Origin of the sequence: Marinoscillum sp. 108 (assembly GCF_902506655.1) — a bacterium.
Classification (GTDB): domain Bacteria; phylum Bacteroidota; class Bacteroidia; order Cytophagales; family Cyclobacteriaceae; genus Marinoscillum; species Marinoscillum luteum.
On sequence record NZ_LR734808.1, the window covers coordinates 2696845 to 2720106 of the forward strand.

A 23262-nucleotide genomic window follows, 5' to 3' on the forward strand; every position below is an offset into this window, starting at 1 on the left:
TTAAGCAACCCAACGGAGAAAAGCTGGGGTTAAGTGTTATTTTTTAGGAAAGAAATATTCCGTTTGAGGCCTTCGTATTTGGTCCGCTTTACGGCCGATTTCTTAAATACTTTGCTGAAGACTTCCTGGGTCATTTCTTCCCAATCCTGAGCGGAAAAATCTTCCCAGCCCTGTGGCTGGAAGGCGGGTTCATTGTGAGGTGTGGAGAACCGATTCCAGGGACACACGTCCTGGCAAATATCACACCCGAAAGCCCAGTTTTCCATTTTACCTTTAAACTCCGGAGGAATGCTCTCTTTGAGTTCGATCGTAAGGTAGGAAATGCATTTGCTCCCGTCTACCACATAAGCCTCTGAGATGGCATCGGTGGGGCAGGCATCCTGACAGGCGGTACAGGTGCCACAGTAGTCTTTCATAGGACCATCAGGTTCCAACTCTAGATCGATGATGAGCTCCGCCAGGAAGAAAAAGCTTCCCATCTGCCTGTTGAGTAGGAGGGAGTTTTTGCCAATCCACCCCAGTCCACTTTTAGCGGCCCAGGCCCGCTCGTGTACGGGCGCCGAGTCTACAAATACTCTTCCCTCCACAGCTCCAATTTTTGCCTGAATCTGATCCATGAAAACCTTCAACTTGTCCTTGATCACATGGTGATAGTCCTGACCATAGGCGTACTTAGCCAGTTTGTATTTTCCGTCGGTGGCCTGGTCTTTTTCGGGATAGTAGTTGTAGAGGAGAGAGACCACAGACTTAGCACCAGGCACCAGTTTGGTGGGGTCCAGTCGCTTGTCAAAATGATTTTCCAGATAACCCATTTTTCCCTGATATCCGCGCCTGAGCCACTCTTCCACTTTAGGTGCTTCACCTTCCAGAAATCCCGCTTTGGAGATTCCACAGAAACTGAAGCCCAGCTCTGTGGCCAGCGATTTGATCAGTGCTGTATGCTGCTGTAGGTTCATGATTTGGTAGTGATCATTAGTTGGAGGGCGCCAAGGGAAATGGCGATGACCAGAAACAACGCTGGGAAGCCGCCAAGTACGGAGATCATTTTGATCCCTTCTATGCCCGAGTAGGAGATCATCATCCAGGCCAGTGTCCCCACGATGGTCCCCCAGATGACCTGAATGAAAACCGGTGATTCCTGATGCTCGGTGGTGATTCCTTTGGAGCAAAGATTGCTCATGGCAGAGGTGTTGGAGTCAGCCGCGGTGACATAGGAGATAAAGGTAATCAGTAGAAAAATGATGCTGATCAGGCGGGTAAAAGGTAAGGATTCAAAGATAGCGTAGATCACATTTTCGGGTCCTTTATCGGTCAGGATTTGAAATAGCGCACCATTACTCAGGGTGTCGAAGTGAATGGCCGAACCACTAAAGATCATCATCCAGAGTCCTCCGAAAATAGATGGAAAGACCAGATTGACCAGGATAAACTGACGAACGGTATATCCTTTGCCGAGCCGACCAAGGAAGAGAGCCGTGATGGGTGCCCAGGCCAGCCAGTTGGCCCAGTTGAAGACGGTCCAGCTCTGAAACCAGCTTTGATCAAGGGCATGGTTCCAGTTGACGCTGCGGGGAAGAAAATTTTGGACGTAAGCGACCACCGCCGAGCTTCCTGTTTCTAAAATAGGCATGGTGGGGCCGAAGCAGAAAAAGAAAATGGCCAGGAGAATAAATGCTTTGATGTTATAGTCGGAAAGCACCCGAATACCTTTCATCAGCCCACTGCTGGCAGAGGCCACGAAAGTGCCTACAATGGTTATGGTAATGATCAGCGGAAGAAAACTGGAAGGAGGAATACCCAGAAAAAGGCGCAGTCCGCCAGAGATGGTAAGAATGCCTGCTCCCAGGGAAGCTGCCATGCCTGCCACCAGTCCGTATAAGCAAATGATATCGGTGAGGTGTCCAATGATTTCGGAGGAGCTTTTGCCGATGAGGGGAAAGAGGGTAGCGCTCACCTCAAAAGGGCGCTGGAGGTTATAAAAACAATAGGCAAAGACCAGCGCTGCCATGGTATAGATGGCATAGGGGCTTAGGGTCCAGTGAAGGAGCATTGTAGCCATAGAAAAATTCCGGGCTTCTACGCTGGCTGGGTTGATGTCCAGGCTGGCGGGTGGTTGGTGGAAATGAAAGAGTGGCTCAGCGGTTCCCCAAAACAAAATGCCAGTGGCAATGGTGGTACAGAGGGTAATCGAAAACCATTTCCATTTGGAAAGTAGCGGGGTAGCTCCCTTTCCCCCTATTGTGATCCGACCAAATGGGGAAATGTAAATGACGGCAAGGAGCAAAACGAACAACAAGACACTCCAGCTAAACAGCCAACTGAAGTGTTCCAGAATCCAGGTGTTGATAGACTGAGCTGCAGCCAGAAACCCCTCTTTATCCAGCAGACTGTAGATCACTGTGCCCGTGAGGAGAATGAGTGGCGGCCAGAATTTAATAGGATTGAGTTGCTGCATCAGGCTGCAAACTAAAGATTAATCTGATTTCTTGTCGGAATGGCCAAGGCTTTTGTCTGGTGCGATGTGATCTCTCACAAGTTGCTTCAGTTCGGTGATTTCCGGGAATCGTCCCATTTCTTTTCTGGAGAAGATCATTGTCTCGTTGGCGTAGATATCAAAAATGCCACCGGTGCCCTGCCTTAGGGTTACTTCGTCTAGTTCTTCGCTGAAGGTGGTGAGCAGCTCCTGACTCATCCAGTGGGCGCGCATCATCCAGCGACACATTTTACAATAGATGATGGTGACATTTTGCTCGCTCATGCCTTAAAGGTAAATAGTGAGGCCATATCTGATGGGGTTAGTTGAGGAGAATTCATATCTTTTTGGAAAATTTGAGCGGATGAAATGGACAGAAGATTTGGTGGCTATTGCCACGGGCGTATTAATTCTTGGGTTTGCCCTGGTGGTATTTGTGATGGCTCCATATGGAAATGCCAGCGAACAGACCATCACCGGGTCTGTGGAGATAGAGCAGACTACATTGACAAGTCATCTTCATCTCATGACCGCCAAGCTGCAGAAGTGGGAGTATAACCCACTCGATACCTTTGCCGGAAAAAACTACTGTTGGGGGTTGTTGAGCCTGCTGCTGGTCTTCGCGTCTGTTCTGGGAGGCGGAGCGGTCATGATGGGCACGCCCCTCAAAAAGTTTTTGGGTGGTTTTGCGCTGGTCTTTTTGGTGGGACTGGTGGCATATGTACTGCAGTCTCAGGTCAGTTTCAAGTCAATCGGTCTGGGTTATGCCCTTTGGGCGATCGTTCTGGGGATCTTTATCAGCAATACCTTTGGAATACCTGACTGGCTGAGACCCGCTCTAAAGCATGAGCTGTTTATCAAAACCGGTCTGGTCCTGCTGGGAGCAGAGGTGCTTTTTGGTAAGATCATGGCCATTGGGCTTCCTGGTATTTTCGTGGCCTGGGTGGTCACCCCCATTGTGCTGGTCACCACTTTTTGGTTTGGCCAGCGGATTCTGAAGATGTCTTCCAAAACCCTGAACATCACCATCAGTGCTGATATGTCTGTTTGTGGCGTGTCTGCGGCCATTGCCACTGCTGCCGCTTGCAATGCCAAAAAAGAGGAGCTTACAACGGCCATCGGGCTGTCCATGGTTTTCACCTCTGTGATGATGGTGGCTTTGCCCGCCTTTATCAAAGCAGTGGGGATGCCAGAGGTCCTGGGCGGTGCCTGGCTGGGTGGCACCATAGATGCTACTGGCGCAGTGGTAGCTGCGGGGGCTTTCTTGGGGGATAGAGCGATGAATGTAGCTGCTACCATCAAGATGATTCAAAACATCCTCATCGGGGTGATTGCCTTTGCGGTGGCCGTTTACTGGACCACCAAAGTGGATCGTGTGCAGGGTAAAAAAGTACCCGCATCTGAGATATGGGTCCGCTTTCCTAAGTTTATTCTGGGATTTATCGGAGCCTCCATTTTTTTCTCCCTTCTGCAGGCGACCCTGAGCCCCGAGTTATCAGAGGCCCTGATCGAAAAGCAGTTGTTTGGGTTTACCAAAGAGATCCGTGGGTGGCTGTTTTGCCTGGCTTTTGTAAGCATTGGGCTCTCTACCAACTTCAAAGAGCTCCGAAGCCAGTTTTCTGGCGGTAAGCCTCTGATCCTCTACGTCTGTGGTCAATTACTCAATTTGGGGCTCACCTTGCTCATGGCATGGCTGATGTTCTACAAAGTATTCCCTGAAATTACCTCGGCGATATGAAGCGCGTGATTAGAAACATCGTTTTGTTGGTACTCATACTGGTGGGGTTGGAGCAGGGAATCGTTTTTTTGAGCCAATACTCAGAAACGTTCAAGGCCCAGCAGCACATCATCAGTGAGGAGCATATGGATCCGGCGGCTTTCTTCTATACGGAAAGCGAACATGCACTTCGGGCAGAGAAGAAACTGAGGCAGACTTTGAAATAGAAAAATAATTGTCACGGATTTCAAACAAGCAGCGTCATTAAACTGGATCAAGGACTTCAGGCAAAGATGCATGCTAACGAAAACCCACAGGGTACACTTGAGATGAGCGAACTTCAATATCCGGAAAATGAGATTGAGCGATTCAGATCTACGCTGCTGCCCTATGCTTATAACATCATAGGGACAATGGAACCCGCACGGGACGTAGTGGAGGAGGTGCTGGTGCCTTTTGTCCTCAAAAAACACCCGGAGGTTCAAAATCCCACCGGGTATTTGGTAAAATCTGTGATCAACCGGTCGATCAGCCATAAAAATCTTCTGAGAAGCAGGCTGGAGCACTATCCTGATCATTGGCTGCCAGAGCCTGTGATTACCGAGGAGGGTATCTATCAGGGTGTGGACAAGGAGCGGATTCTGAGTTATTCCCTGCTGGTGCTTATGGAGAAACTGAGCCCGCAAGAGCGGGCGGTTTTTATCCTGAAAAATGCCTTTGAATTCTCACACAAAGACATAGGCGAGGTACTCGGGGTTGAAGAAGAGCATTCGCGACAGCTTTACAAAAGGTCAAAAGATAAGATTCACCTGAAAAGAGGAAAGAAAAAGGCTCTTTCGAGCCAAGACAGTGACTTGCTGAATGAGTTGATAGGAGCGATGCGATCTGCTGATTTGCCCAGGATCAAGCACTTGCTCAAAAATAAAGTGGAAAGCCGCTCAGATGGCGGACCAAATAACTCAGCGGTGCGTAAGGTACTCCGAGGGAAGGACCATGTGTCCAAATTGCTACGGGCCATAGGTACCAAATACTATTTGGAAAACACCCAAGTGGAAGTGATCTCTGTTAATCATCAGCCGGCTATTGCCTACTTGCAAAATGATGAAGTGTATCGGGTGATGATCCTGGAGGTGGAAGCGGACAAAGTCACCGGAGTTTTTGTGGTGATCAATCCGGAAAAGCTGATGGACTTTCGAATCAATCTATAACTCAAAAAAACTGTCACGTATTGGGCTGCTGGCCAGTCATACTACCATAAACCAAATAAATGTATGACAATGGAAAGAATAACGGCAAAAGAACTCCCAAAAGGCTGGTTTGATACCATGCTGAATACTGAGGGCTATTTGAAGAAAGCAGGCATTGATCAAATGATCTACCACCTGGTGAAGTTTCGGGCTTCGGCCATCAATGGGTGTGGGTATTGTATGGACATGCACGCCAAAGAGGCGGCCAAAGATGGTGAGACCGCTCAACGGCTATATCTCTCGCAGGTGTGGCGCGAAGCTACCTGCTTTACTCCTGCCGAAGCTGCTGCGCTGCATCTCACAGAGGCATTGACCGCAATAGGTCATTCGGATTTGGAAAGTGCATATACCCATGCATCGGAGCATTTTAGCAAAGTGGAAATCGCTAATCTTGTCTTGCTGATTTGCCAGATCAATTCATGGAATCGCATCGCCATTACCTTTGGATATGAGCCGGGTTCTTACAAGGGCTAAGGGATGATTCTCAAGCTGGCAAATCCATTTGCCAGCTTGATTTTTTCATTCAATGGGTTATCTGATCAGAATCTGACGGCTGATGGTCTGCTGTCGGGTTTTACATCTGACTACATACACTCCCTGTGTCAATGCCGAAACATCAATCCTCGATTGGGTAGTGGAGATGACCTCTTTTCCGTTGATGGAAAAAATGCGAATGTCCATTTCCCCAAAGGTGTGTTCATCGGTTTGTACAATAAGAAAATCATCTGCCGGGTTGGGGTATATTTCAACTTTGAATGAAGGAGAAAGCGACAAAGGCTCCTCTACCGGATCGGTATTGGGTGTTTTGAAATCCCGATCATAGACTGCATGAATGGCTCCTGCGGTGTACACCAGCGGCGCATTCCAGTTGATCGTGATTTCATTGGTGGAGTAGCTGCAAAAATCATCTACGTAGCATTGGGCGGCAACGAGGCTGGGGTACTTGCTGGCACCACAGTCGTCATTTACATTCTGTGGGTTTGGGCCACCCGCCAGAAATCCTGGCACCGGTGAGGCCACATTGTCAGCGCCAGACTGCCTGTGGTGAATGTCTATTGGAGAGACAGTCCCAAAACCTGTCACGAAGCAATATTTGGTGGCATTTCGCCCCAGGAGATAATCCACGGCTCCTATGGCAGCATTCAGGTAGTCCACGTCATTCGTCAGCTCATAGGCATACATCAGCAGCATCCCCTGATTGCCGGGGATACTATTACTTCCCCAGTAGAAGTCATTGTTTGGAATGAGGTAAGGGGAAGTGTTTTTCTGGTAATCCTTGATGTCATCCGTCATATTGATCAGGATGTTTTTAATGGCCGTGGTATCTGCAGCTGCCGTTAGGGATTTTCTATGGGTGATGAGCGACAGGATACCCAGGGTTTGCACATTGGGCCAGCCTGGTATTCCAAAGTATTGAGAAAAGTTGAGGGTGGAAAAGTAGCTGTCATCTTTGGTGCTGATGTAGAGTTCGGCGGCAGCCCAGAAAAACTCATCGCTGAAGTTGCCATCTCCGTAACCACCGGTATGAACCGCTGGATAGCCATCTTGTGCTCCAGGGTTGTTATACGATACATTAGGGTTGGTCTTGGCCCAAGTCCAGGCTAATTCAGCCTTGGCCAGACATTCGTCAGCAAAGTCGGGCAGGTAGGGTTTGTAAATTCTGTAAGCCATGGCCATTACAGCGGCAAAGTCGAGTGCAGCTGCTGTGCCCTTGGCCACCACATACCGCGTGGCGGTAGCCTTGTGCGGCATGACCACTCCCTGAAAGTTGGCAGTAGTGGTCTTGTTATACACTCCACCGTCATTTGGGTCTTGCATGGTACTCATCCACTCAATGTTCCAAAGGGCCTCATCGAGGAGGTCGGGCAGTGCATTGCCGCTTTCGGGGATGTTCAGGTCAAGGGTGTCGTAGAATTCAGGATAGTTTTCATAAGCGGCGAGTAGGGTAAAGGTGCTGATGCCTGAGTTTACAATGTATTTGTTGTAGTCACCGGCATCATACCAGCCTTTCGGTGTGGAAATGACGGTGCCTGCGGGACGCTCATCGGAAGCTGCCGAAGGCAGAACTACTACCGCATTGTCCGGGTGGCCCAATGGGCGATTGTAGACACCGGCAAACTCCTCGGTGAGCTCCATGGAAGCGCGGTTATAGTAATAGGCCTTGATGGTGGCGCTCGTTACATCCAGGAGTACATCATCGGCTATTTTAAAAGGATGGGAGAGGTCCCCATTTCCAAGCTTTAGTCTATAAGTTCCTCTGGTTTTGAAGTCTGAAAAGTTAGCGATTTTCACATCTTCTTCGGATTTACTCCAATATTTGGATGCGGACAGCGTACCGGAAAAAACCACTGCCGAGTTACTGTTTTTGATGACTTCAAAGGCCGATTGGCTGGAGCCAACAACCACCGCGATTTTCTGAGCTTCCGGCAGGAACCCTACCTGATTGAGGCGTATGTTACCGGGAGCAGTTTGGGCAAGGCTTTCCAGGAAATAAAGTAGTAGGAGTGGGACTAAGATCTTTTTCATTTGCGTTTTGCTATAGTCCTAAAAATAGGATGAAAAGATCACCTCCCGCTATTTTTACCTTTTGATATCCGGGGAAAGAACATTCACAGCACTAATGTGATACATATGATCCTGTGAAGTCGATTTTTGGGTCTTCTTAGAAGAGTCTTCCCATCTCTTGCGGAGGGATGTGACCAAGGTGCTGATAGGCGCGTTCTGTGGCTTGTCTACCTCTTGAAGTTCGCTTGATGTAGCCTTCCATGATCAGGAAAGGTTCATAGACTTCTTCTATGGTTTCAGCCTCTTCACCACAAGCTGTGGCAATGGTAGAAAGTCCCACAGGCCCACCTTTGAACTTTTCGATGATGGTAGCCAAAATCCTGTTGTCCATTTCATCAAGTCCATGGTCATCCACATCCAGTGCTTTCAGGGCCATTTTAGCAATGTCCAGAGTAATGGCACCATCTCCTTTGATTTGGGCAAAGTCCCGGGTTCGGCGGAGGAGGTTGTTACTGATACGAGGGGTTCCTCTGCTTCTACGGGCTATTTCGTAGGCGGCTTCCTGATCGATGGGCGTCTCCAGAATATCTGCTGATCGACCCACTATGGAAGTGAGCAATTTGGCATCATAATATTCCAGTCGGGAGTTTATGCCAAAGCGTGCACGCAGTGGCGAAGTGAGCAAGCCCGAACGGGTAGTAGCCCCGATGAGTGTAAACGGCTCCAGACTGATTTGTACCGATCGGGCATTGGGTCCACTGTCCAGCAGGATATCGATGCGGTAATCCTCCATAGCCGAGTAGAGGTATTCTTCCACTACCGGATTGAGTCTGTGGATTTCATCTATGAAGAGTACATCGTGAGCTTCCAGGTTGGTAAGCAAACCAGCCAGCTCGCTGGCCTTGTCCAGTACCGGGCCGGAAGTCACTTTGATGCCAGCGCCCAGTTCATTGGCAATGATGTGAGAGAGGGTGGTCTTCCCCAGTCCGGGAGGGCCATGTAGCAGTACATGGTCGAGCGGCTCAGAGCGGAGCTTTGCAGCCTTCACGAAAATCTTCAGGTTTTCAACCACTTTATCCTGTCCGGCAAAATCATCAAACGAAAGAGGGCGCAGGGCTTTTTCAAACTCTTTTTCTCCAGAATCCATCTGCTCATCATCACCTCTCAGGTAGTCTTCTCTCATGCTTTGTTTTCGATCTTGGACAAAGATAATGTTAATGAAGGTTAGTAATAGTGTATGCCTTAATATTGCGTAAAATATCCAATTATGAGTCGAAAACTAGTGTTTAGAGTCATCCTGGCGGTGGTTGTGGTAGTGGCGATTTATCGGGTTTTTATGGGTCAGCCCGGATTTCAGCTGACACATATTACGGGTCAGACCATGGGCACAATCATCTACAATGTGAAGTATCTGGGTGACGATGTACCCGGTTACAAGACCGAAATTGACTCCATTCTTCAGGCTTTCAATCAGTCACTGTCCACCTACATTCCGGATTCGGAAATATCTCTGCTCAATAGAACGGACAGTATACTTTATCCCACGAAAATGTTTACTGAGGTGCTGGAGTCCAGCCGGCTGGTTTTTGAGCGTACCAATGGGGCGTTTGATCCTACCGTGGGTCCTTTGGTCAATGCCTGGGGTTTCGGTCCGGATAAGTCAGTCACAGTGCCCGATAGCAGTGTGATTGATTCTTTGAGATCTATGGTAGGGTTTGAGCGAATCATCACCCAGGGGAGTCAGGTAAGAATGGACCCTGGCATGTATCTGGACTTTAGTGCCATTGCCAAGGGCTATGCCGTAGACCTGGTGGCAGAGTTTCTGGAGGGAAGGGGATTGGAACATTACATGGTGGAGATAGGTGGAGAGGTGCGCGCCAGAGGGCAGAATCTAGATAACGAGACCTGGAAAATCGGGATAGAAGATCCGATGGTAGCCAGGGACCAGCAACGTCTGTTGGCGATTGTGCAGCTGGATGACCTATCTATGGCCACCTCTGGGAATTACCGTAATTATTATCAGGTGGGAGACCGCATCATAGCACATACCATAGATCCCCGAACGGGCTATAACACCAGTCATAATTTACTAAGCGCCTCTGTATTTGCTGAGGACTGCATGACGGCAGATGCCTACGCCACGGCGTTTATGGTATTGGGTGTAGAGGGTGCAAAAGAGATTTTATCCACCACAGAGTTGGAGGCATTTTTGATTTATCAGGATGATGAGGGTAAATTGAAAAGTTTTGTGTCTTCGGGGCTGCAATCCCTGATAGAACGCAACAACATTCAATGATTGTAATAAAAATTAATAAAAGTTCAGCTCCAGGTGAATTTTCTTGAAAGGAATTGCATTATCCGTTCTATGAAGTTGCAGCGCCCGCGCAGGGAGATGCTTCACCGCTATAATATCGCCGATCGATGGTTTTAATGATTCTTATTTTGTTCTTATCCGCCGTACTGGGGGGTGTTTCTTCTAAATTTTTTGGTCATCACACCCAAAGTATCCGGTACCCGCTCATCTTCGCAGGGTCTTTTCTCTTCTCCGTCACCATTATACACATTCTTCCTGAAGTCTTCTCTTTGTCAGAAGACCCACTGGAGGTTGGTTTATACATCCTCTTTGGTTTTTTCTTTCAGCAGCTACTGGAATATTTTACTTCTGGTATTGAACACGGACATACGCATGCTCATGATGAGATCACCGGAACGTCCAAGTTTGGTCTGTTGATCGCTTTGGTGATTCACTCATTTCTGGAGGGTGCGCTGCTTACCCATGATTCTCCATTTCATGAGCGGCATGAGTCATACTCTCTACTCGTGGGAATTGTCCTCCACAAGATGCCAGCGGCATTTGCTCTGGTGACCACACTTCGAACCAGTAAGGGATTCGATGGACGACTGTGGGGTATACTCCTCATCTTTAGCATCTCCTCACCGGTAGGCTTTCTCATGAGCGACCAGGTGCTCAATCTTTCTCCTGAGGTACTTCTCCTGCTTTTTGCCTTTGTGTCTGGTAGCTTCCTGCATATTTCCACTACCATTTTTGTGGAAAGCAGTCCCAATCATCACTTTGGGCTCAAAAAGTTTCTAATAAGTTTGTTTGGGGCATTTACAGCCATTGCGACAGAATATTTTCTATGAAAAAATCATTTTGAGTTAGGATTAATTCTTTTCAGGAAGGTAAAATCACATATCTTTCAAAGTTAAGTAACTAATCCAACCATGAGTGAAAATACAATGAAGCAGTACTGGCGCAGAAACGTCAGGTATTTACTAATCCTCCTGACCATTTGGTTTGCAGTCTCGTTTGGCGCCGGCATCCTGCTGGTGGACCAACTCAATGAAATTCAGTTTGCCGGCTTCAAGTTAGGCTTTTGGTTTGCCCAGCAAGGATCCATCTATGCGTTTGTGATTCTGATCTTTGTGTATGTCCGCTTGATGAACAAGCTGGACAAGGAATTTGATGTAGACGAAAAGTAGGAATAATCATGGATGTACAAAGCTGGACTTTCCTCATCGTAGGAATCACTTTCGCACTTTATATAGGGATTGCCATATGGGCCCGGGCAGCCTCTACTAATGATTTTTATGTGGCTGGAGGTGGTGTTTCTCCCTTGGCCAATGGTATGGCTACTGCAGCAGACTGGATGTCTGCGGCTTCATTTATCAGCATGGCCGGACTCATTTCTTTTATGGGCTATGATGGCTCGGTATACCTTATGGGCTGGACAGGTGGGTATGTCTTATTGGCACTGCTTCTGGCTCCGTACCTTAGGAAATTCGGAAAGTTTACAGTACCTGATTTCATAGGAGATCGGTATTATTCTAATGTGGCCCGTACGGTAGCAGTGATATGCGCCATCATCGTGTCGTTTACCTATGTGGCAGGTCAGATGCGCGGTGTGGGCGTGGTGTTTTCACGATTTCTGGAGGTGCCGGTGAATGTGGGTGTATATATAGGCATGGGCATTGTCTTCTTTTATGCAGTCCTTGGCGGAATGAAAGGGGTGACTTATACGCAGGTGGCTCAGTTTTGTGTTCTGATTTTTGCGTTTATGGTGCCGGCTATTTTCATTAGTTTTCAGCTCACAGGAAATTATATTCCTCAGCTCGGCTTTGGGAGCCAGGTAGCGGATGGTACTTATCTGCTGGATAAGCTGGACAACCTTCACAAAGAGTTGGGTTTTGCAGAGTACACTGGCGGTACCAAGTCCATGATAGATGTTTTTGCCATCACCTTTGCCCTGATGGTAGGTACGGCAGGTCTGCCCCATGTGATCGTCAGGTTCTTTACGGTTCCGAAGGTGAGGGATGCCCGTCTTTCAGCCGGATGGGCGCTGATTTTCATTGCCATTCTATATACCACTGCTCCTGCCATAGCGGCTTTCGCCAGGACGAACCTCATTGAGACGGTTTCCAATCAGGAATATGAGCAGGTACCTCAGTGGTTTTCTAATTGGGAGTCTACTGGTCTTATCGCTTTTGAGGATAAAAATGGAGACGGGAAAATTCAATACGTGGCTGGAGAGAAAAATGAGCTTACGATAGATCGTGACATCATGGTGCTGGCCAATCCTGAAATAGCCAATTTGCCCAACTGGGTGATCGCTCTGGTGGCAGCGGGAGGACTGGCTGCAGCCCTGTCTACGGCCGCAGGTTTACTGCTGGTGATTTCAGCCAGTATTTCTCATGACCTGATCAAAAAGCAATTAAAGCCCAATCTTTCTGATAAGGAGGAATTGATTTGGGCACGGGTAGGGGCGCTGGGTGCCGTATTGGTGGCTGGATATTTCGGCATCAACCCGCCCGGGTTTGTAGCGGCGGTGGTGGCACTGGCTTTCGGGCTGGCAGCAGCGTCGTTCTTCCCTGCGATTATTTTGGGCATTTTCGATAAGCGAATGAATAAGGAGGGTGCTATCGCTGGTATGGTCGTCGGCATCTTACTGATGCTGTTTTACATGATCAAGTTCAAGTTTGATGGATTTGGAGGAGGCACTCAGGCAGACTGGTGGTTTGGAATCTCTCCGGAAGGTTTTGGCACCATTGCCATGCTGGTCAACTTTGCCGTTTCATTCGGGATTTCCAGGTTTTACCCTGCGCCCCCAGCCGATGTGCAGGAGATGGTGGAGCAAATCAGGTACCCAAGAGGGGCCGGAGGAGCCACTCATCATTAGTATGGGTTATAGGTTCGAGGCGATGGTGAAGTAGAGCTTTTCAGAGTCGAAAGGCTTGGACATAAAGTCATTCATACCCGATTGCAAGGCTTTTTCTTTCACCTCGGGAAATACGTCCGCTGTTAGCGCTATGATGGGGATTCGTTTCATGTGAGAATCCTTGTGGTTTCGGATGGCCCTGGAAGCTTCAAATCCATCCATTTCCGGCATTTGCAAATCCATCAGAATCACATCATATTGGTTAACTGCCAGTAAGTCCAGGGCGATCAATCCATTATCGGCAATGTCTACTTCACAGTTCCACTTCACCAGGAATCTTTTGGCGACGATCTGGTTGATCTGGTTGTCTTCAGCCAGAAGAACCCTGACACCAGAGAGGTCTCTTTTTTGGTCATCCGGTGTGGGATGCTGCGCAATTCTCTGGGTCGATTTGGGAAACGAGAGCTGGAAAAAGAAGCTGGATCCCTTTCCGGGGGAGCTGTCTACTTGAAGATCACTTCCCTGAAGCTGTAGGAGTTTTTGACAAATGGACAATCCAAGTCCTGTTCCCGTCCGCAGATGAGTCTTTCCATAGTTGTCAATCTGCGTAAAGCGGTGGAAAATGCGTTCCTGATCGGCCTGCGCAATACCTGTTCCCGTGTCAATAACCTTGAACCGCACATTGACTGAGTCATTGGACGTCCCCAGGCACTCTACACTTAGTTCTACTGAGCCCTCATCTGTAAATTTAATGGCATTGCTAATGAGGTTATTCAGGATCTGGCCAATGCGCACGGGGTCTCCTATGAGCCCGGGTATGGGTTGATGGAGGTTCAGAGTCAGGTTGATTCCTTTCTCATCTGCCATTTGCATAAACGTGGAGATGGTCCGGTTGCATAGCTCCTGGATGGAGAAGTCACGCTGATCAAATTCCACATGGCCTTCTTCCAGTTTGGAAAGATCAAGGATGTCATTCAATATCACCAACAAGCCCTTGGCAGAGTGTTTCATCATTTTCAGAGATTCCCGCTGATCTTCCCTTGGATTCTCTGACAGCAGGTACTCAATGGTGCCGTACAGGCCGTTCATAGGGGTGCGTATCTCATGACTCATGGTTGAGAGAAATTCTGCCTTGGTTTGAGAAGCCTTTTGCGCTTTGTCCCGGGCATCCATGAGTTGCTTTTCGTAGCGCTTTCGGTCTGAGATGTCTCTGATAAAAGACGTGAAAATAACCTCATCACCAATCTGATTGGCACCAATGGATAGCTCCAGGTCAATGAGCTTCCCCTCTTTTGAAAGCCCCACCAACTCAAATCTTCGGTTGATGGTGGGCATTTTTTGTCCTTTAAGAAAGAAATCCAACCCTCTGTCCAGGATCTCTTTTCGGTCTGGCGGTACAATGTGCTCCGAGAATTTCTTGCCAATGATCTCCTCACTTGACCATCCAAAAATGGTCTCAGCCTGATTGTTCCAAAAGGTAATCCTCCCGGAAGCATCCAGCAGAACCACTGCGTCCATGGCATTTTCCACTACAGTGTAGAGCCTTTCAGCACTCTGAGCCAGCTCCCGCTGAATCTTCTCCCGCTCGGCGATTTGTATCTGAAGTTTCTGGTTGGTTTCTTCCAGCTTTTCGGTTTTTTCCAGCAGTACACCGTGAATTTGCTCCCGGCTCAGCTGGCTCAGCTGCTGCTCATTCAGGAGGGGCTCGGGAAGAATGCCAATTAGGAGTGAAAAGCCATCAAGAAACTGATAATTGTCTGCCAATAGCTGATAAGCCTCCTGGAGCCACTCTGATATTTTGGCCTGGCCCATGGAGAGGCAGAGGTACTCATAAAGCCTGGACACTTCGTACTTTACCGTACTCCTGAATTCACTTCTGTTGAGCTGGTTAAATTTCAACTGCTCCGCAGCTTTATCCACCTGATACTTGTAGTTTTTGAGGAGCTCGTTTTTGGAGTTGCCCACCATATCGGTGTATTTGGACCATACCAGATCCACAATCAGATAAGCCAGGTCACGCTCCTGATTATTGACTGAACTAAAGATGATTCTGAAAAACAACGTGTCCACCAAATTGGGAAACCGGCCCCGCATCTCTCTTCTCAGCTGAGTTTGATATTTGGATGGATTTTTTTGTTTGTAAATAAAGGAATGTTCGAAAAGGAGATAGAGTCCTGCGGATCTGTTAAGCTGACTGTCAAAGCTTTCCTTGGCCAGGCTTTTGATCCTATTGTCCAGGTTTTCGTTCCAAATCCCTTGCGCTTCAAAGGATTTAATGTATTCGATAAAACGGTTGTGCTCTTCACGCAAGAGGTTCCCATGGGGTCGGGAACTCAATCTTTTGTAAAGGGACTTAAACATCAGGATTTACTTACCTTCCAAATCTGATAAAACCCCCACCCGGAAAGTCCCCATGTGAGAATAAGTGCAATAAACCAGGCGATAAGACCACCACTTTCACCCAGCAGGGTGTTAAATAAGTTAAACCCAAAGTGATAGTCGATCTGCATGTGAAGGTGACCCACGGCCATCACCAGAAATCCCCAGGCCAGGTAGGTCATTCCTGTCCCAAATTTTCCTCCCTTGAGGTTTTTTGCATTGAGGAAACTAAAAACAACAGCCATGATCAGGAATGGGAGTTCCAGAAGTCCAAGTGTGATATTGAAACTACTAGAGGACATTCCATCCATACTGTAAGCGGGTACATTTACGGCGAATAACGCCAGAGTGGCAATTAGGAGCTTGTTGGTCTTCATGTCTGGATTTGGTCAGTTTCATAAATATAGTCATTGGATGGATAATACGCATGACCATATTGCACGATTGTTTTCGGCCTGTCCTTGATACGACTATGAATGAAGTAACCTCTCACCAAGGATGAATAGCGACGAATGGAATATTCTTTTGGCCGTTAAGTAAATGCCGGTAAAATATTTGGCCTTTGCTTTGGGGCGGACCTGATGGAGCATTGTCAAATTGGGAATTTCACATAGGAATTGTAAGTGATATCCATGATATTTGAAGGCCTATCTAACGTTAAATTATCAAAAACATAAAAATTCAAAACACATGAGTCACAAGATTCAAACCCTGAGCGGTTATATCCATGAATATCAGAAAAGCGTTCTCCAGCCCGAAGAGTTTTGGGGGAGAGTGGCAGAGTCTTTTCATTGGAAGAAGCCATGGTCAAAGGTACTGAAGTGGGATTTTGATGGTCCAGATGTCAACTGGTTTGTAGATGGGAAAATGAACATCACAGAGAATATCCTCGATCGTCATTTGTTCATCATGGGGGATAGACCAGCCATTATCTGGGAGCCCAATGAGCCGGGAGATGAGGTCGTTACCCTTACCTATAGGGAGCTTTACCATCAGGTTTGCCAGTTTGCCAATGCACTCAAGGCGCAGGGAGTGCAGAAGGGTGATCGGGTGATTATCTATATGCCCATGGTGCCTGAGGCCGCTGTGGCGATGCTCGCCTGTGCCCGGATCGGGGCGGTGCACTCGGTAGTGTTTGCCGGATTTTCCTCCACGGCTGTAGCAGATCGAATCAACGACTGTGAAGCTAAAATGGTGCTGACCTCAGATGGGAACTACAGAGGAGCCAAGAGCATAGGAGTAAAAAGTGTGGTGGATGAGGCCCTGGAAAAGTCTACCTCAGTAGAGAAAGTGATTGTATTCAAAAGAACAGATACCGAGGTGACCATGAAGGAGGGACGGGATATTTGGTGGAGTGATGCCATCAAGGGCCAGCCCCTGGATTGCCCGGCAGAAGAAATGGACGCAGAGGATATGCTCTTTATCCTTTATACCTCAGGATCCACGGGTAAGCCTAAAGGGGTGGTGCACACCTGTGGTGGCTACATGGTCTATACCTATTACTCCTTTGTGAATGTGTTTCAGTATAATGTGGGTGATGTATACTGGTGTACGGCTGATGTTGGGTGGATCACCGGGCATTCTTACATCGTATATGGCCCGTTGTTGGCTGGTGCCACCACGCTCATGTTCGAGGGAGTACCCACTTACCCGCATGTTGGTCGTTTTTGGGAGATCATCGATAAGCACAAGGTCAATCAGTTTTATACAGCGCCTACGGCCATTCGTGCCCTTCAGGCCTATGGGTTGGAGCCGCTGGAGCCGTACAAGATGGACACTCTGAAGGTGATAGGATCTGTAGGGGAGCCTATCAATGAGGAGGCCTGGCACTGGTACCACGATCATGTGGGTAAAGGAAACTGCCCCTTGGTAGATACCTGGTGGCAAACGGAAACCGGAGGTATCATGATAGCGCCAATTGCTGGGGTGACCCCCAACAAACCCGCGCATGCCTCGTTGCCCCTGCCCGGGGTGCAGCCAATCATTGTTGATACCGAGGGAAAGGAGCTTCATGGAAACAATGTGGAGGGAAACCTATGTATCAAGTTCCCATGGCCCGGTATGATCAGAACCACCTATGGGGATCATGATCGATGCAAACAGACCTATTTTTCCACTTACAAGGGACTCTACTTTACAGGAGATGGAGCCAAGAGGGACCATGATGGCTATTTGAGAATCCTGGGTCGTGTAGATGATGTGATCAATGTGTCAGGTCACAGAATGGGCACTGCCGAAGTAGAAAATGCTATCAATGAGCATCCTAAGGTGATCGAGTCCGCTGTGGTGGGCTACCCTCATGATGTGAAAGGTCAGGGGATTTATGCCTACGTGATCTGTGACATGGAGGGCCGCTCAGAAGAGAGTTTGAAAAATGAAATCAGGGAAACCGTGAGCAAGATTATCGGGCCAATTGCCAAACCTGATAAGGTGCAGATTGTTCCCGGACTGCCTAAAACCCGCTCCGGAAAAATCATGCGCAGGATTCTCCGAAAGGTAGCTTCTGGGGAAGCAGATCAGTTGGGTGATACTTCCACCCTGCTCAATCCTGAGGTGGTAGAAGCTATTGTGAACGGAGCAAGTAAATAAATTGATGGAAAGGAGCCGGATTCCTTTTTGGTTCTGGTTTTAGCGTATAGATTTGAAGTAACCACGGGGTGCCGTTATTCGGCTGAGATGATACCCGTTGAACCTGATCTGGGTAATGCCAGCGTAGGAATATCGGTTGACTCGTAGTAAGATTATAAAGTCATTAGTATAAACCGTATTGTCCGCGCATGCCTGGACGGTACGGTTTTTTTTATTCCATTTTTTAAAAATGATGAGATGGCTTTTGATGAGTTAGTAAAACAGAACCTGACCAATTGGCAGGGCAGAAAAGAGTGGTTTTTCAACCGCGAACACACCGATACCTATGAGCTCTGGTACGAGGGGCGGTATAAGCGTGCTGAGATTTTTCAGAAAAAAATTATTGCGGATCGGCTTCAAAAGGACCCCAGGGTGAAGACACTTCTCGAGTTTGGATGTGGGACCACACGATTCACCAGGTGGTGGCACGAGATTGGGATAGAGGCTACCGGTGGTGATTTGAGTCCCTTCATGCTGGCTCAGGGCAGACAGCTCTTCGGAGGTGACCTGGTGCTGGCAGACTCTCATCACATGCCCTTTCGTGACAACACCTTCGATGCGGTGGCCTTCATTACCACTTTTGAATACTATAAAGACCCGGTGAAGGTGATTAGGGAGGCGGCCCGTGTGGGCAAACACGGGATAGTCTTCGGGATGATGAACAGAAACACGCCCAAATATGTGCGCCGCAGGATGCAGCAGATGGTTGGTAAGAATCCTTTTTATGTAACGGCCAATTTTTACACCCCAAAATCATTACTCAAAGTGATTGATATCGCTCTCCAGGGGGAAGATTATACGGTAGAATGGCAGTGTACAGGATTGCCCAAGTGGTTTCCCGTACAGGAATGGCATGTGCCAGTAGGTGATTTTTTCGGTGTTTATGTCAAAAGGAATCAACCATGATTTCAGGATTTCCGGATACAGGCAAAATCCAGGAGGATTTTCTCAAAAGCCACGTTTTCCCATCCACCGGGGCTGTGAGACAGGAGGTGGTAAGCGGCCCTCAATATGGCGTGGATGTAAGTGTCATAGCGCTTCATGGAGGTCAGTCGCTTGTCACGGCTACTGACCCTGCCACTTTAATTCCAACACTCGGGTTGCAGGAATCGGCATGGTTGACGGTTCATTTGGTAGCATCGGATGTGGCCACAGCAGGGTGTTTGCCCCAGTATGCTCAGTTTTGCCTCAACTTACCGGAAACCTTCACAGCGGCTGAGTTTCACTCCTATTGGAATCACATCAGTACTTATTGTGATCAGCTGGGAGTGGCCATTACTGGTGGGCATACCGGAAGGATTGCTGGTCAGAATAGTACCATTTCAGGAGGAGTGACCATGATGAGCACTATGCCCTCGGAAGAGGTTTTGCTGAGCCGGATGGCTCGTCCTGGCGATAGTCTCATTCTGGTGAAGGAGCCAGCCATTATTAGCACCGCCATCCTGGCCCTTAGCTTTCCCGAAACAATACTTAAGAAATGTGGCAAGGAGGTACTGGAGGCTGGTCAGGCACTCTTCTATGCATCATCAGCGGTAGATGCCGCCATGTCAGCTATTTCTGTCGGGATTCACTCGGAGGGTGTGCGAGCGATTCATGACATCACCGAGGGGGGTGTGATGGGAGCCATATGGGAAATGATGACGGCTGCAGGGTGTGGAGTTCAGGTGGATGTAGCAGCCCTTCCCCGGGGGTACGCTCAGGACAGTATTTGTGGGGCTTTTGGTATTGATCCTCTTCGTAGTGTAGGTGCAGGTGCGTTGCTTCTGGCGGTAGCTCCGGGGCGGGTGTCCGGGATTATTAATCAGTTGCATCAGGACGGCCACCAGGCGGTTAAGATTGGGGAAGTCACGGAGGAAAGGGCCGGCAGATGGCTGGCTGGAGAAGTACCTAGTCCATTGACTCCCCCGGGTGTTGATCCTTATTGGGCGGCTTTTTTAGACGCTCTAAATCGCGGATGGAAATGAAGCCGAAGCTAAAGGGAGTTTATTTAGTGCTGGATCCTGCTGAGGGGTTTGACGCCTTGGAAAACAGATTACTCCATATTCTGAGTGGAGGCATAGGTGCCATCCAGGTGTGGGATCACTGGCATCCGGATCAGGATCGTCACGAGTTTCTATACAGGTTGCAAGCGGTGTGTGGTCAGGTACCTATTCTGATCAACAACAATCTGGAGCTGGCCTCCCTACCGGGCATTCAGGGTGTCCATTTCGACAGGGAGGAGGATTTACCGAGCCCGGAATGCACTTTCAAAAAGATAATTGGCCTTACAGTGAGTACACATGCCGACTGGGTGGCCCTCAGAAAAAAAGGTGTAGACTATATCAGTTTTTGTGCGATGTATCCCTCCTCATCGGTGGATACCTGTGAGCTGGTATCCCCGGATGTTGTGCGGGAGGCCTGTGAGCATTTTGACGGTTCGGTATTCGCATCCGGGGGGATCAGTCTTGAAAACGCCGGAGTAATAGCATCGCTTGGAGTGTCAGGGGTTGCCCTGATATCCGCATTGTGGAAAGCAGAGAATCCGCTGGACACGACCATAAAGTTTAATCAAATCATATCAAAACCATGAAGAAAGCATTTTTCAAGAAATTGTGTTGCCCTTTGGATAAGAGCGATCTGGAAATAAAAGTGATCAAGGAAGCTGGTCAGGAGATACTCGAAGGGCTCATGACCTGCACCTCCTGTGGCAGGTATTATCCCATTGTACATGGTATTCCGATCATGTCGCCTGATGAATACCGTGAGCCGGCCCTGGAAACTCCCATACTGGAGCGATGGGGACTGGGAAAGGGAGAAGTCACCAATTTCCGGCTGACCGAGAAGGTAGAATCGTAGTGTTTTTTTAGCTTCGAACATATGGAATACAGAATGTTCGGAGAATCAGGGTGCAGTGTATCATGTATGGGGCTCGGCCTTGCGGCACTGGGCAGGCCCGGCTATATCAACCTGGGTCACCGCGAAGACCTGGGGAGTGAGTATGATCCATCTAAAATGGAAGCTCAAACACATGCGATGCTTTCCCTGGCCAGAGCCCAGGGGATTAATTATTTTGATGCTGCTCAATCTTATGGAAAGGCGGAAACTTTCCTGAGCACATGGCTTATGGCCCACCCTCGGGAAGAGGTGGTGGTCGGGTCAAAATGGGGATACTACTACACCGCGGACTGGTCCGTGCAGGCGGATAAGCATGAAGTGAAGGAGCATACTCTGGAGCGTTTGAATCTGCAATGGCCGGAGAGCGAGCAGCGTTTGGGCACCGCACTGAAAATTTATCAGATTCACTCAGCCACCCTGGAGAGTGGTGTATTGGAGAACAGGGCAGTACTGCAGCGTCTGGAGGAAATTCGGGAGATGGGTTATGTGATCGGACTTTCTCTGAGCGGCGTCCAGCAAAGTGTGGTGTTGGAGAAGGCCCTTGCGGTGCAGGTGGGAGGAAAGCCACTTTTTGGCTCAGTGCAGGCCACCTATAATTGTTTGGAGCAGTCTGCTGGCGAGGCCTTGCAAAAGGCCTTTGATCGGGGATTGGGAGTAATTGTCAAAGAGGGACTGGCCAATGGCAGGTTGACAAGCAGGAGTACCGGGGCTTATTTAAAGACCCTCACAGATATGGCCCAGAGCTATCAGGTTACCGAGGATGCCATTGCACTGGCTTACGTCCTGAGCAAGCCATTTGTGTCAGTGGTGCTGAGTGGTGCGGCTGTTCCGGCACATCTCATTTCCAATGTTAAAGGTTCTGAAATCAAACTCTCTCAGCAAGACATCAGGGTATTGGATGGCCTGAAGGTGAAACCAGAGCATTATTGGGCTGAGCGAGCCAGCCTGGCCTGGAACTAGAAAAACCGACCCAGAGGGCCGGTTTTTACAAACTCAGGAACACATTATTTTAAAATTGCTCCACTTCAGTGCTTCCCTCCATGGCTACGGTGGAAGCCCTTCCTTGCTGTACGGTATTCTGAATGGCGTCAAAATAACCCGTACCCACAAAGGCCTGATGTTTCACAGCTTTGAAACCTGAGTCCAGCAGCGCAAACTCCCGCTCCTGAAGCTCGGAATACCCGGCCATACCACGCTCCTTGTAAGCTTTGGAGAGCTCAAACATGGAAGTGTTGAGTGCGTGGAATCCTGCCAGCGTGATAAACTGAAACTTGTATCCCATTTCTGCAAGGTTTTCCCTGAAGGTAAACATCTCGGATTTAGTCAGGTGTGCTGCCCAGTTGAACGATGGTGAGCAATTGTAAGCCAGCATCTGATCAGGAAACTCCGCTTTGATGGCCTGCGCAAATTCTCTGGCCAGACCCAAATCCGGGTTGGATGTTTCCATCCATAGGAGGTCTGAGTAGGGCGCGTAAGCCAGTCCCCTGGCGATTCCGGCTTCTACTCCATTGGTCACTTCAAAGAAACCCTCATTGGTGCGACCTCCTGTCAGGAACCGGTGGTCACGCTTGTCAATATCAGAAGTGATAAGCGTGGCGGCATCTGCATCCGTCCTGGCAATCAACAGCGTTGGTGTGTTCATCACATCTGCGGCCAGGCGAGCTGCTACCAGCTTGTCAATGGCCTCCTGCGTGGGTACCAGTACCTTTCCGCCCAGGTGACCACACTTCTTGGCTGAGCTCAGTTGGTCTTCGAAGTGGACACCCGCAGCTCCGGCTTCTATCATGGCTTTCATCAGCTCAAAGGCGTTCAGGTTTCCTCCGAATCCGGCTTCTGCATCAGCAACGATGGGCGCCAGCCAGTCAATGCTGCTGTCTCCATTCAGGTTTTCGATCTGATCTCTTCGGAGTAGGGCATTGTTGATGCGCTTAACCACACTGGGAACAGAGTCAGCCGGGTAGAGTGACTGATCGGGGTACATGGCTCCGGCGAGGTTAGCGTCCGCAGCCACCTGCCACCCACTGAGGTAGATGGCTTCCAGGCCAGCGGCAATTTCCTGTACCGCCTGGTTGCCGGTGAGGGCACCCAGCCCCGCCACAAAGGGTTTGTCATTCAGCTTTTTCCATAGTTTTTCGGCCGTAATTCTGGCGATGGAATGCTCTATTGGGACAGATCCCTGCAAGTTGACCACTTCTTCCGCGGTATATGGGCGATGGATGTTTTTCCACCTGGGGTTCTCGTCCCAGTCTTTTTGGATTTTTTGGATTCTTTCGGTTTTCATGA

Annotated in this window: 22 protein-coding genes and 1 riboswitch; of the genes, 14 read left to right on the forward strand and 8 right to left on the reverse strand. The window is 48.8% G+C overall.

The genetic code is table 11. The features are described from left to right. Positions 1 to 29: 29 nt before the first annotated feature. The 3 genes from queG to GV030_RS10800 are packed head-to-tail and all read right to left on the reverse strand — an operon-like array spanning position 30 to position 2758. Positions 30 to 956 carry a tRNA epoxyqueuosine(34) reductase QueG gene (queG, locus tag GV030_RS10790; protein WP_159582317.1) on the reverse strand — a complete coding sequence of 309 codons (927 nt, stop codon included), beginning with the start codon at positions 954 to 956 and terminating at the stop codon, positions 30 to 32. After that, complete coding sequence (locus tag GV030_RS10795; RefSeq protein WP_159582318.1) at positions 953 to 2455, reverse strand: BCCT family transporter; 1503 nt, start codon at positions 2453 to 2455, stop codon at positions 953 to 955. The genes queG and GV030_RS10795 overlap by 4 nt, the downstream gene beginning before the upstream one ends. Before the next feature lie 18 nt (positions 2456 to 2473). Further along, positions 2474 to 2758 carry a SelT/SelW/SelH family protein gene (locus tag GV030_RS10800; RefSeq protein ID WP_159582319.1) on the reverse strand — a complete coding sequence of 95 codons (285 nt, stop codon included), beginning with the start codon at positions 2756 to 2758 and terminating at the stop codon, positions 2474 to 2476. 79 nt (positions 2759 to 2837) lie between these two features. On the opposite strand from GV030_RS10800, the gene GV030_RS10805 reads away from it, so the two are divergent. The 4 genes from GV030_RS10805 to GV030_RS10820 all read left to right on the forward strand — a co-directional run bounded on the left by GV030_RS10805 (position 2838) and on the right by GV030_RS10820 (position 5911). Beyond that, positions 2838 to 4211: a YeiH family protein gene (locus tag GV030_RS10805; protein ID WP_221413332.1), complete on the forward strand. Its 1374-nt coding sequence runs from the start codon at positions 2838 to 2840 to the stop codon at positions 4209 to 4211. After that, entirely contained in the window at positions 4208 to 4417 is a 210-nt protein-coding gene (locus tag GV030_RS10810) for a hypothetical protein (RefSeq protein WP_159582320.1), read from the forward strand. Before GV030_RS10805 ends, GV030_RS10810 begins: the two co-directional genes overlap by 4 nt. Before the next feature lie 66 nt (positions 4418 to 4483). Further along, positions 4484 to 5398: a sigma factor-like helix-turn-helix DNA-binding protein gene (locus tag GV030_RS10815; RefSeq protein ID WP_159582321.1), complete on the forward strand. Its 915-nt coding sequence runs from the start codon at positions 4484 to 4486 to the stop codon at positions 5396 to 5398. A gap of 69 nt (positions 5399 to 5467) precedes the next feature. Continuing rightward, positions 5468 to 5911 (forward strand): carboxymuconolactone decarboxylase family protein, encoded by a 444-nt coding sequence (locus GV030_RS10820; RefSeq protein WP_159582322.1) that lies wholly within the window; start codon positions 5468 to 5470, stop codon positions 5909 to 5911. A gap of 57 nt (positions 5912 to 5968) precedes the next feature. Here GV030_RS10820 and GV030_RS10825 read toward each other — a convergent pair whose 3' ends face one another. Both GV030_RS10825 and ruvB read right to left on the reverse strand, forming a co-directional pair. Then, positions 5969 to 7963, reverse strand: a complete 1995-nt coding sequence (locus GV030_RS10825) for a glycoside hydrolase family 9 protein (protein ID WP_159582323.1) — start codon at positions 7961 to 7963, stop codon at positions 5969 to 5971. A 136-nt stretch (positions 7964 to 8099) separates the two neighbouring features. Further along, a complete protein-coding gene (ruvB, locus tag GV030_RS10830) occupies positions 8100 to 9125 on the reverse strand; it encodes a Holliday junction branch migration DNA helicase RuvB (RefSeq protein ID WP_159582324.1) in 1026 nt (341 codons plus the stop codon). An 84-nt stretch (positions 9126 to 9209) separates the two neighbouring features. Here ruvB and GV030_RS10835 point away from each other — a divergent pair, with 84 nt between their 5' ends. The 4 genes from GV030_RS10835 (at position 9210) to GV030_RS10850 (ending at position 13119) form a co-directional block, all read left to right on the forward strand. Continuing rightward, on the forward strand, positions 9210 to 10238 hold the full coding sequence (locus GV030_RS10835; RefSeq protein ID WP_159582325.1) for an FAD:protein FMN transferase: 1029 nt from the start codon (positions 9210 to 9212) through the stop codon (positions 10236 to 10238). A 134-nt stretch (positions 10239 to 10372) separates the two neighbouring features. Beyond that, entirely contained in the window at positions 10373 to 11086 is a 714-nt protein-coding gene (locus tag GV030_RS10840; RefSeq protein WP_255465319.1) for a ZIP family metal transporter, read from the forward strand. Positions 11087 to 11167: 81 nt separating this feature from the next. Continuing rightward, entirely contained in the window at positions 11168 to 11425 is a 258-nt protein-coding gene (locus GV030_RS10845; protein WP_159582327.1) for a DUF4212 domain-containing protein, read from the forward strand. 8 nt (positions 11426 to 11433) lie between these two features. Continuing rightward, complete coding sequence (locus tag GV030_RS10850) at positions 11434 to 13119, forward strand: sodium:solute symporter family protein (RefSeq protein ID WP_159582328.1); 1686 nt, start codon at positions 11434 to 11436, stop codon at positions 13117 to 13119. 6 nt (positions 13120 to 13125) lie between these two features. Here the strand turns inward: GV030_RS10850 and GV030_RS10855 are convergent, their stop codons facing one another. Together GV030_RS10855 and GV030_RS10860 are read right to left on the reverse strand one after the other, a co-directional pair. After that, entirely contained in the window at positions 13126 to 15459 is a 2334-nt protein-coding gene (locus GV030_RS10855) for a PAS domain-containing hybrid sensor histidine kinase/response regulator (RefSeq protein WP_159582329.1), read from the reverse strand. Then, complete coding sequence (locus tag GV030_RS10860; protein ID WP_159582330.1) at positions 15459 to 15854, reverse strand: hypothetical protein; 396 nt, start codon at positions 15852 to 15854, stop codon at positions 15459 to 15461. The genes GV030_RS10855 and GV030_RS10860 overlap by 1 nt, the downstream gene beginning before the upstream one ends. 262 nt (positions 15855 to 16116) lie before the next feature. Between GV030_RS10860 and acs the strand changes: the two genes are divergently transcribed. From acs to GV030_RS10890, 6 genes are all read left to right on the forward strand, one after another. Then, positions 16117 to 18066 (forward strand): acetate--CoA ligase, encoded by a 1950-nt coding sequence (gene acs, locus GV030_RS10865; RefSeq protein ID WP_255465320.1) that lies wholly within the window; start codon positions 16117 to 16119, stop codon positions 18064 to 18066. 54 nt (positions 18067 to 18120) lie between these two features. Continuing rightward, positions 18121 to 18216, forward strand: a riboswitch (TPP riboswitch). 87 nt (positions 18217 to 18303) lie between these two features. Next, positions 18304 to 19011 (forward strand): class I SAM-dependent methyltransferase, encoded by a 708-nt coding sequence (locus GV030_RS10870; protein WP_159582332.1) that lies wholly within the window; start codon positions 18304 to 18306, stop codon positions 19009 to 19011. Continuing rightward, positions 19008 to 20069: an AIR synthase-related protein gene (locus tag GV030_RS10875; RefSeq protein ID WP_159582333.1), complete on the forward strand. Its 1062-nt coding sequence runs from the start codon at positions 19008 to 19010 to the stop codon at positions 20067 to 20069. The genes GV030_RS10870 and GV030_RS10875 overlap by 4 nt, the downstream gene beginning before the upstream one ends. Beyond that, positions 20066 to 20674 (forward strand): thiamine phosphate synthase, encoded by a 609-nt coding sequence (locus tag GV030_RS10880; protein WP_159582334.1) that lies wholly within the window; start codon positions 20066 to 20068, stop codon positions 20672 to 20674. The genes GV030_RS10875 and GV030_RS10880 overlap by 4 nt, the downstream gene beginning before the upstream one ends. Beyond that, complete coding sequence (locus tag GV030_RS10885; protein ID WP_159582335.1) at positions 20671 to 20940, forward strand: Trm112 family protein; 270 nt, start codon at positions 20671 to 20673, stop codon at positions 20938 to 20940. The genes GV030_RS10880 and GV030_RS10885 overlap by 4 nt, the downstream gene beginning before the upstream one ends. Positions 20941 to 20961: 21 nt before the next feature. Further along, entirely contained in the window at positions 20962 to 21939 is a 978-nt protein-coding gene (locus tag GV030_RS10890) for an aldo/keto reductase (protein WP_159582336.1), read from the forward strand. 49 nt (positions 21940 to 21988) lie between these two features. Here GV030_RS10890 and aceA read toward each other — a convergent pair whose 3' ends face one another. After that, on the reverse strand, positions 21989 to 23260 hold the full coding sequence (gene aceA, locus GV030_RS10895; protein WP_159582337.1) for an isocitrate lyase: 1272 nt from the start codon (positions 23258 to 23260) through the stop codon (positions 21989 to 21991). Positions 23261 to 23262 lie beyond the last annotated feature (2 nt).

Excerpts from the sequence above, each read along its gene's own strand:
- queG (WP_159582317.1), bottom strand. The coding sequence starts at position 956 with ATGAACCTACAGCAGCATACAGCACTGATCAAATCGCTGGCCACAGAG.
- GV030_RS10795 (WP_159582318.1), bottom strand. The coding sequence starts at position 2,455 with ATGCAGCAACTCAATCCTATTAAATTCTGGCCGCCACTCATTCTCCTC.
- GV030_RS10800 (WP_159582319.1), bottom strand. The coding sequence starts at position 2,758 with ATGAGCGAGCAAAATGTCACCATCATCTATTGTAAAATGTGTCGCTGG.
- GV030_RS10805 (WP_221413332.1), top strand. The coding sequence starts at position 2,838 with ATGAAATGGACAGAAGATTTGGTGGCTATTGCCACGGGCGTATTAATT.
- GV030_RS10810 (WP_159582320.1), top strand. The coding sequence starts at position 4,208 with ATGAAGCGCGTGATTAGAAACATCGTTTTGTTGGTACTCATACTGGTG.
- GV030_RS10815 (WP_159582321.1), top strand. The coding sequence starts at position 4,484 with ATGCATGCTAACGAAAACCCACAGGGTACACTTGAGATGAGCGAACTT.
- GV030_RS10820 (WP_159582322.1), top strand. The coding sequence starts at position 5,468 with ATGGAAAGAATAACGGCAAAAGAACTCCCAAAAGGCTGGTTTGATACC.
- GV030_RS10825 (WP_159582323.1), bottom strand. The coding sequence starts at position 7,963 with ATGAAAAAGATCTTAGTCCCACTCCTACTACTTTATTTCCTGGAAAGC.
- ruvB (WP_159582324.1), bottom strand. The coding sequence starts at position 9,125 with ATGAGAGAAGACTACCTGAGAGGTGATGATGAGCAGATGGATTCTGGA.
- GV030_RS10835 (WP_159582325.1), top strand. The coding sequence starts at position 9,210 with ATGAGTCGAAAACTAGTGTTTAGAGTCATCCTGGCGGTGGTTGTGGTA.
- GV030_RS10840 (WP_255465319.1), top strand. The coding sequence starts at position 10,373 with ATGATTCTTATTTTGTTCTTATCCGCCGTACTGGGGGGTGTTTCTTCT.
- GV030_RS10845 (WP_159582327.1), top strand. The coding sequence starts at position 11,168 with ATGAGTGAAAATACAATGAAGCAGTACTGGCGCAGAAACGTCAGGTAT.
- GV030_RS10850 (WP_159582328.1), top strand. The coding sequence starts at position 11,434 with ATGGATGTACAAAGCTGGACTTTCCTCATCGTAGGAATCACTTTCGCA.
- GV030_RS10855 (WP_159582329.1), bottom strand. The coding sequence starts at position 15,459 with ATGTTTAAGTCCCTTTACAAAAGATTGAGTTCCCGACCCCATGGGAAC.
- GV030_RS10860 (WP_159582330.1), bottom strand. The coding sequence starts at position 15,854 with ATGAAGACCAACAAGCTCCTAATTGCCACTCTGGCGTTATTCGCCGTA.
- GV030_RS10870 (WP_159582332.1), top strand. The coding sequence starts at position 18,304 with ATGGCTTTTGATGAGTTAGTAAAACAGAACCTGACCAATTGGCAGGGC.
- GV030_RS10875 (WP_159582333.1), top strand. The coding sequence starts at position 19,008 with ATGATTTCAGGATTTCCGGATACAGGCAAAATCCAGGAGGATTTTCTC.
- GV030_RS10880 (WP_159582334.1), top strand. The coding sequence starts at position 20,066 with ATGAAGCCGAAGCTAAAGGGAGTTTATTTAGTGCTGGATCCTGCTGAG.
- GV030_RS10885 (WP_159582335.1), top strand. The coding sequence starts at position 20,671 with ATGAAGAAAGCATTTTTCAAGAAATTGTGTTGCCCTTTGGATAAGAGC.
- GV030_RS10890 (WP_159582336.1), top strand. The coding sequence starts at position 20,962 with ATGGAATACAGAATGTTCGGAGAATCAGGGTGCAGTGTATCATGTATG.
- aceA (WP_159582337.1), bottom strand. The coding sequence starts at position 23,260 with ATGAAAACCGAAAGAATCCAAAAAATCCAAAAAGACTGGGACGAGAAC.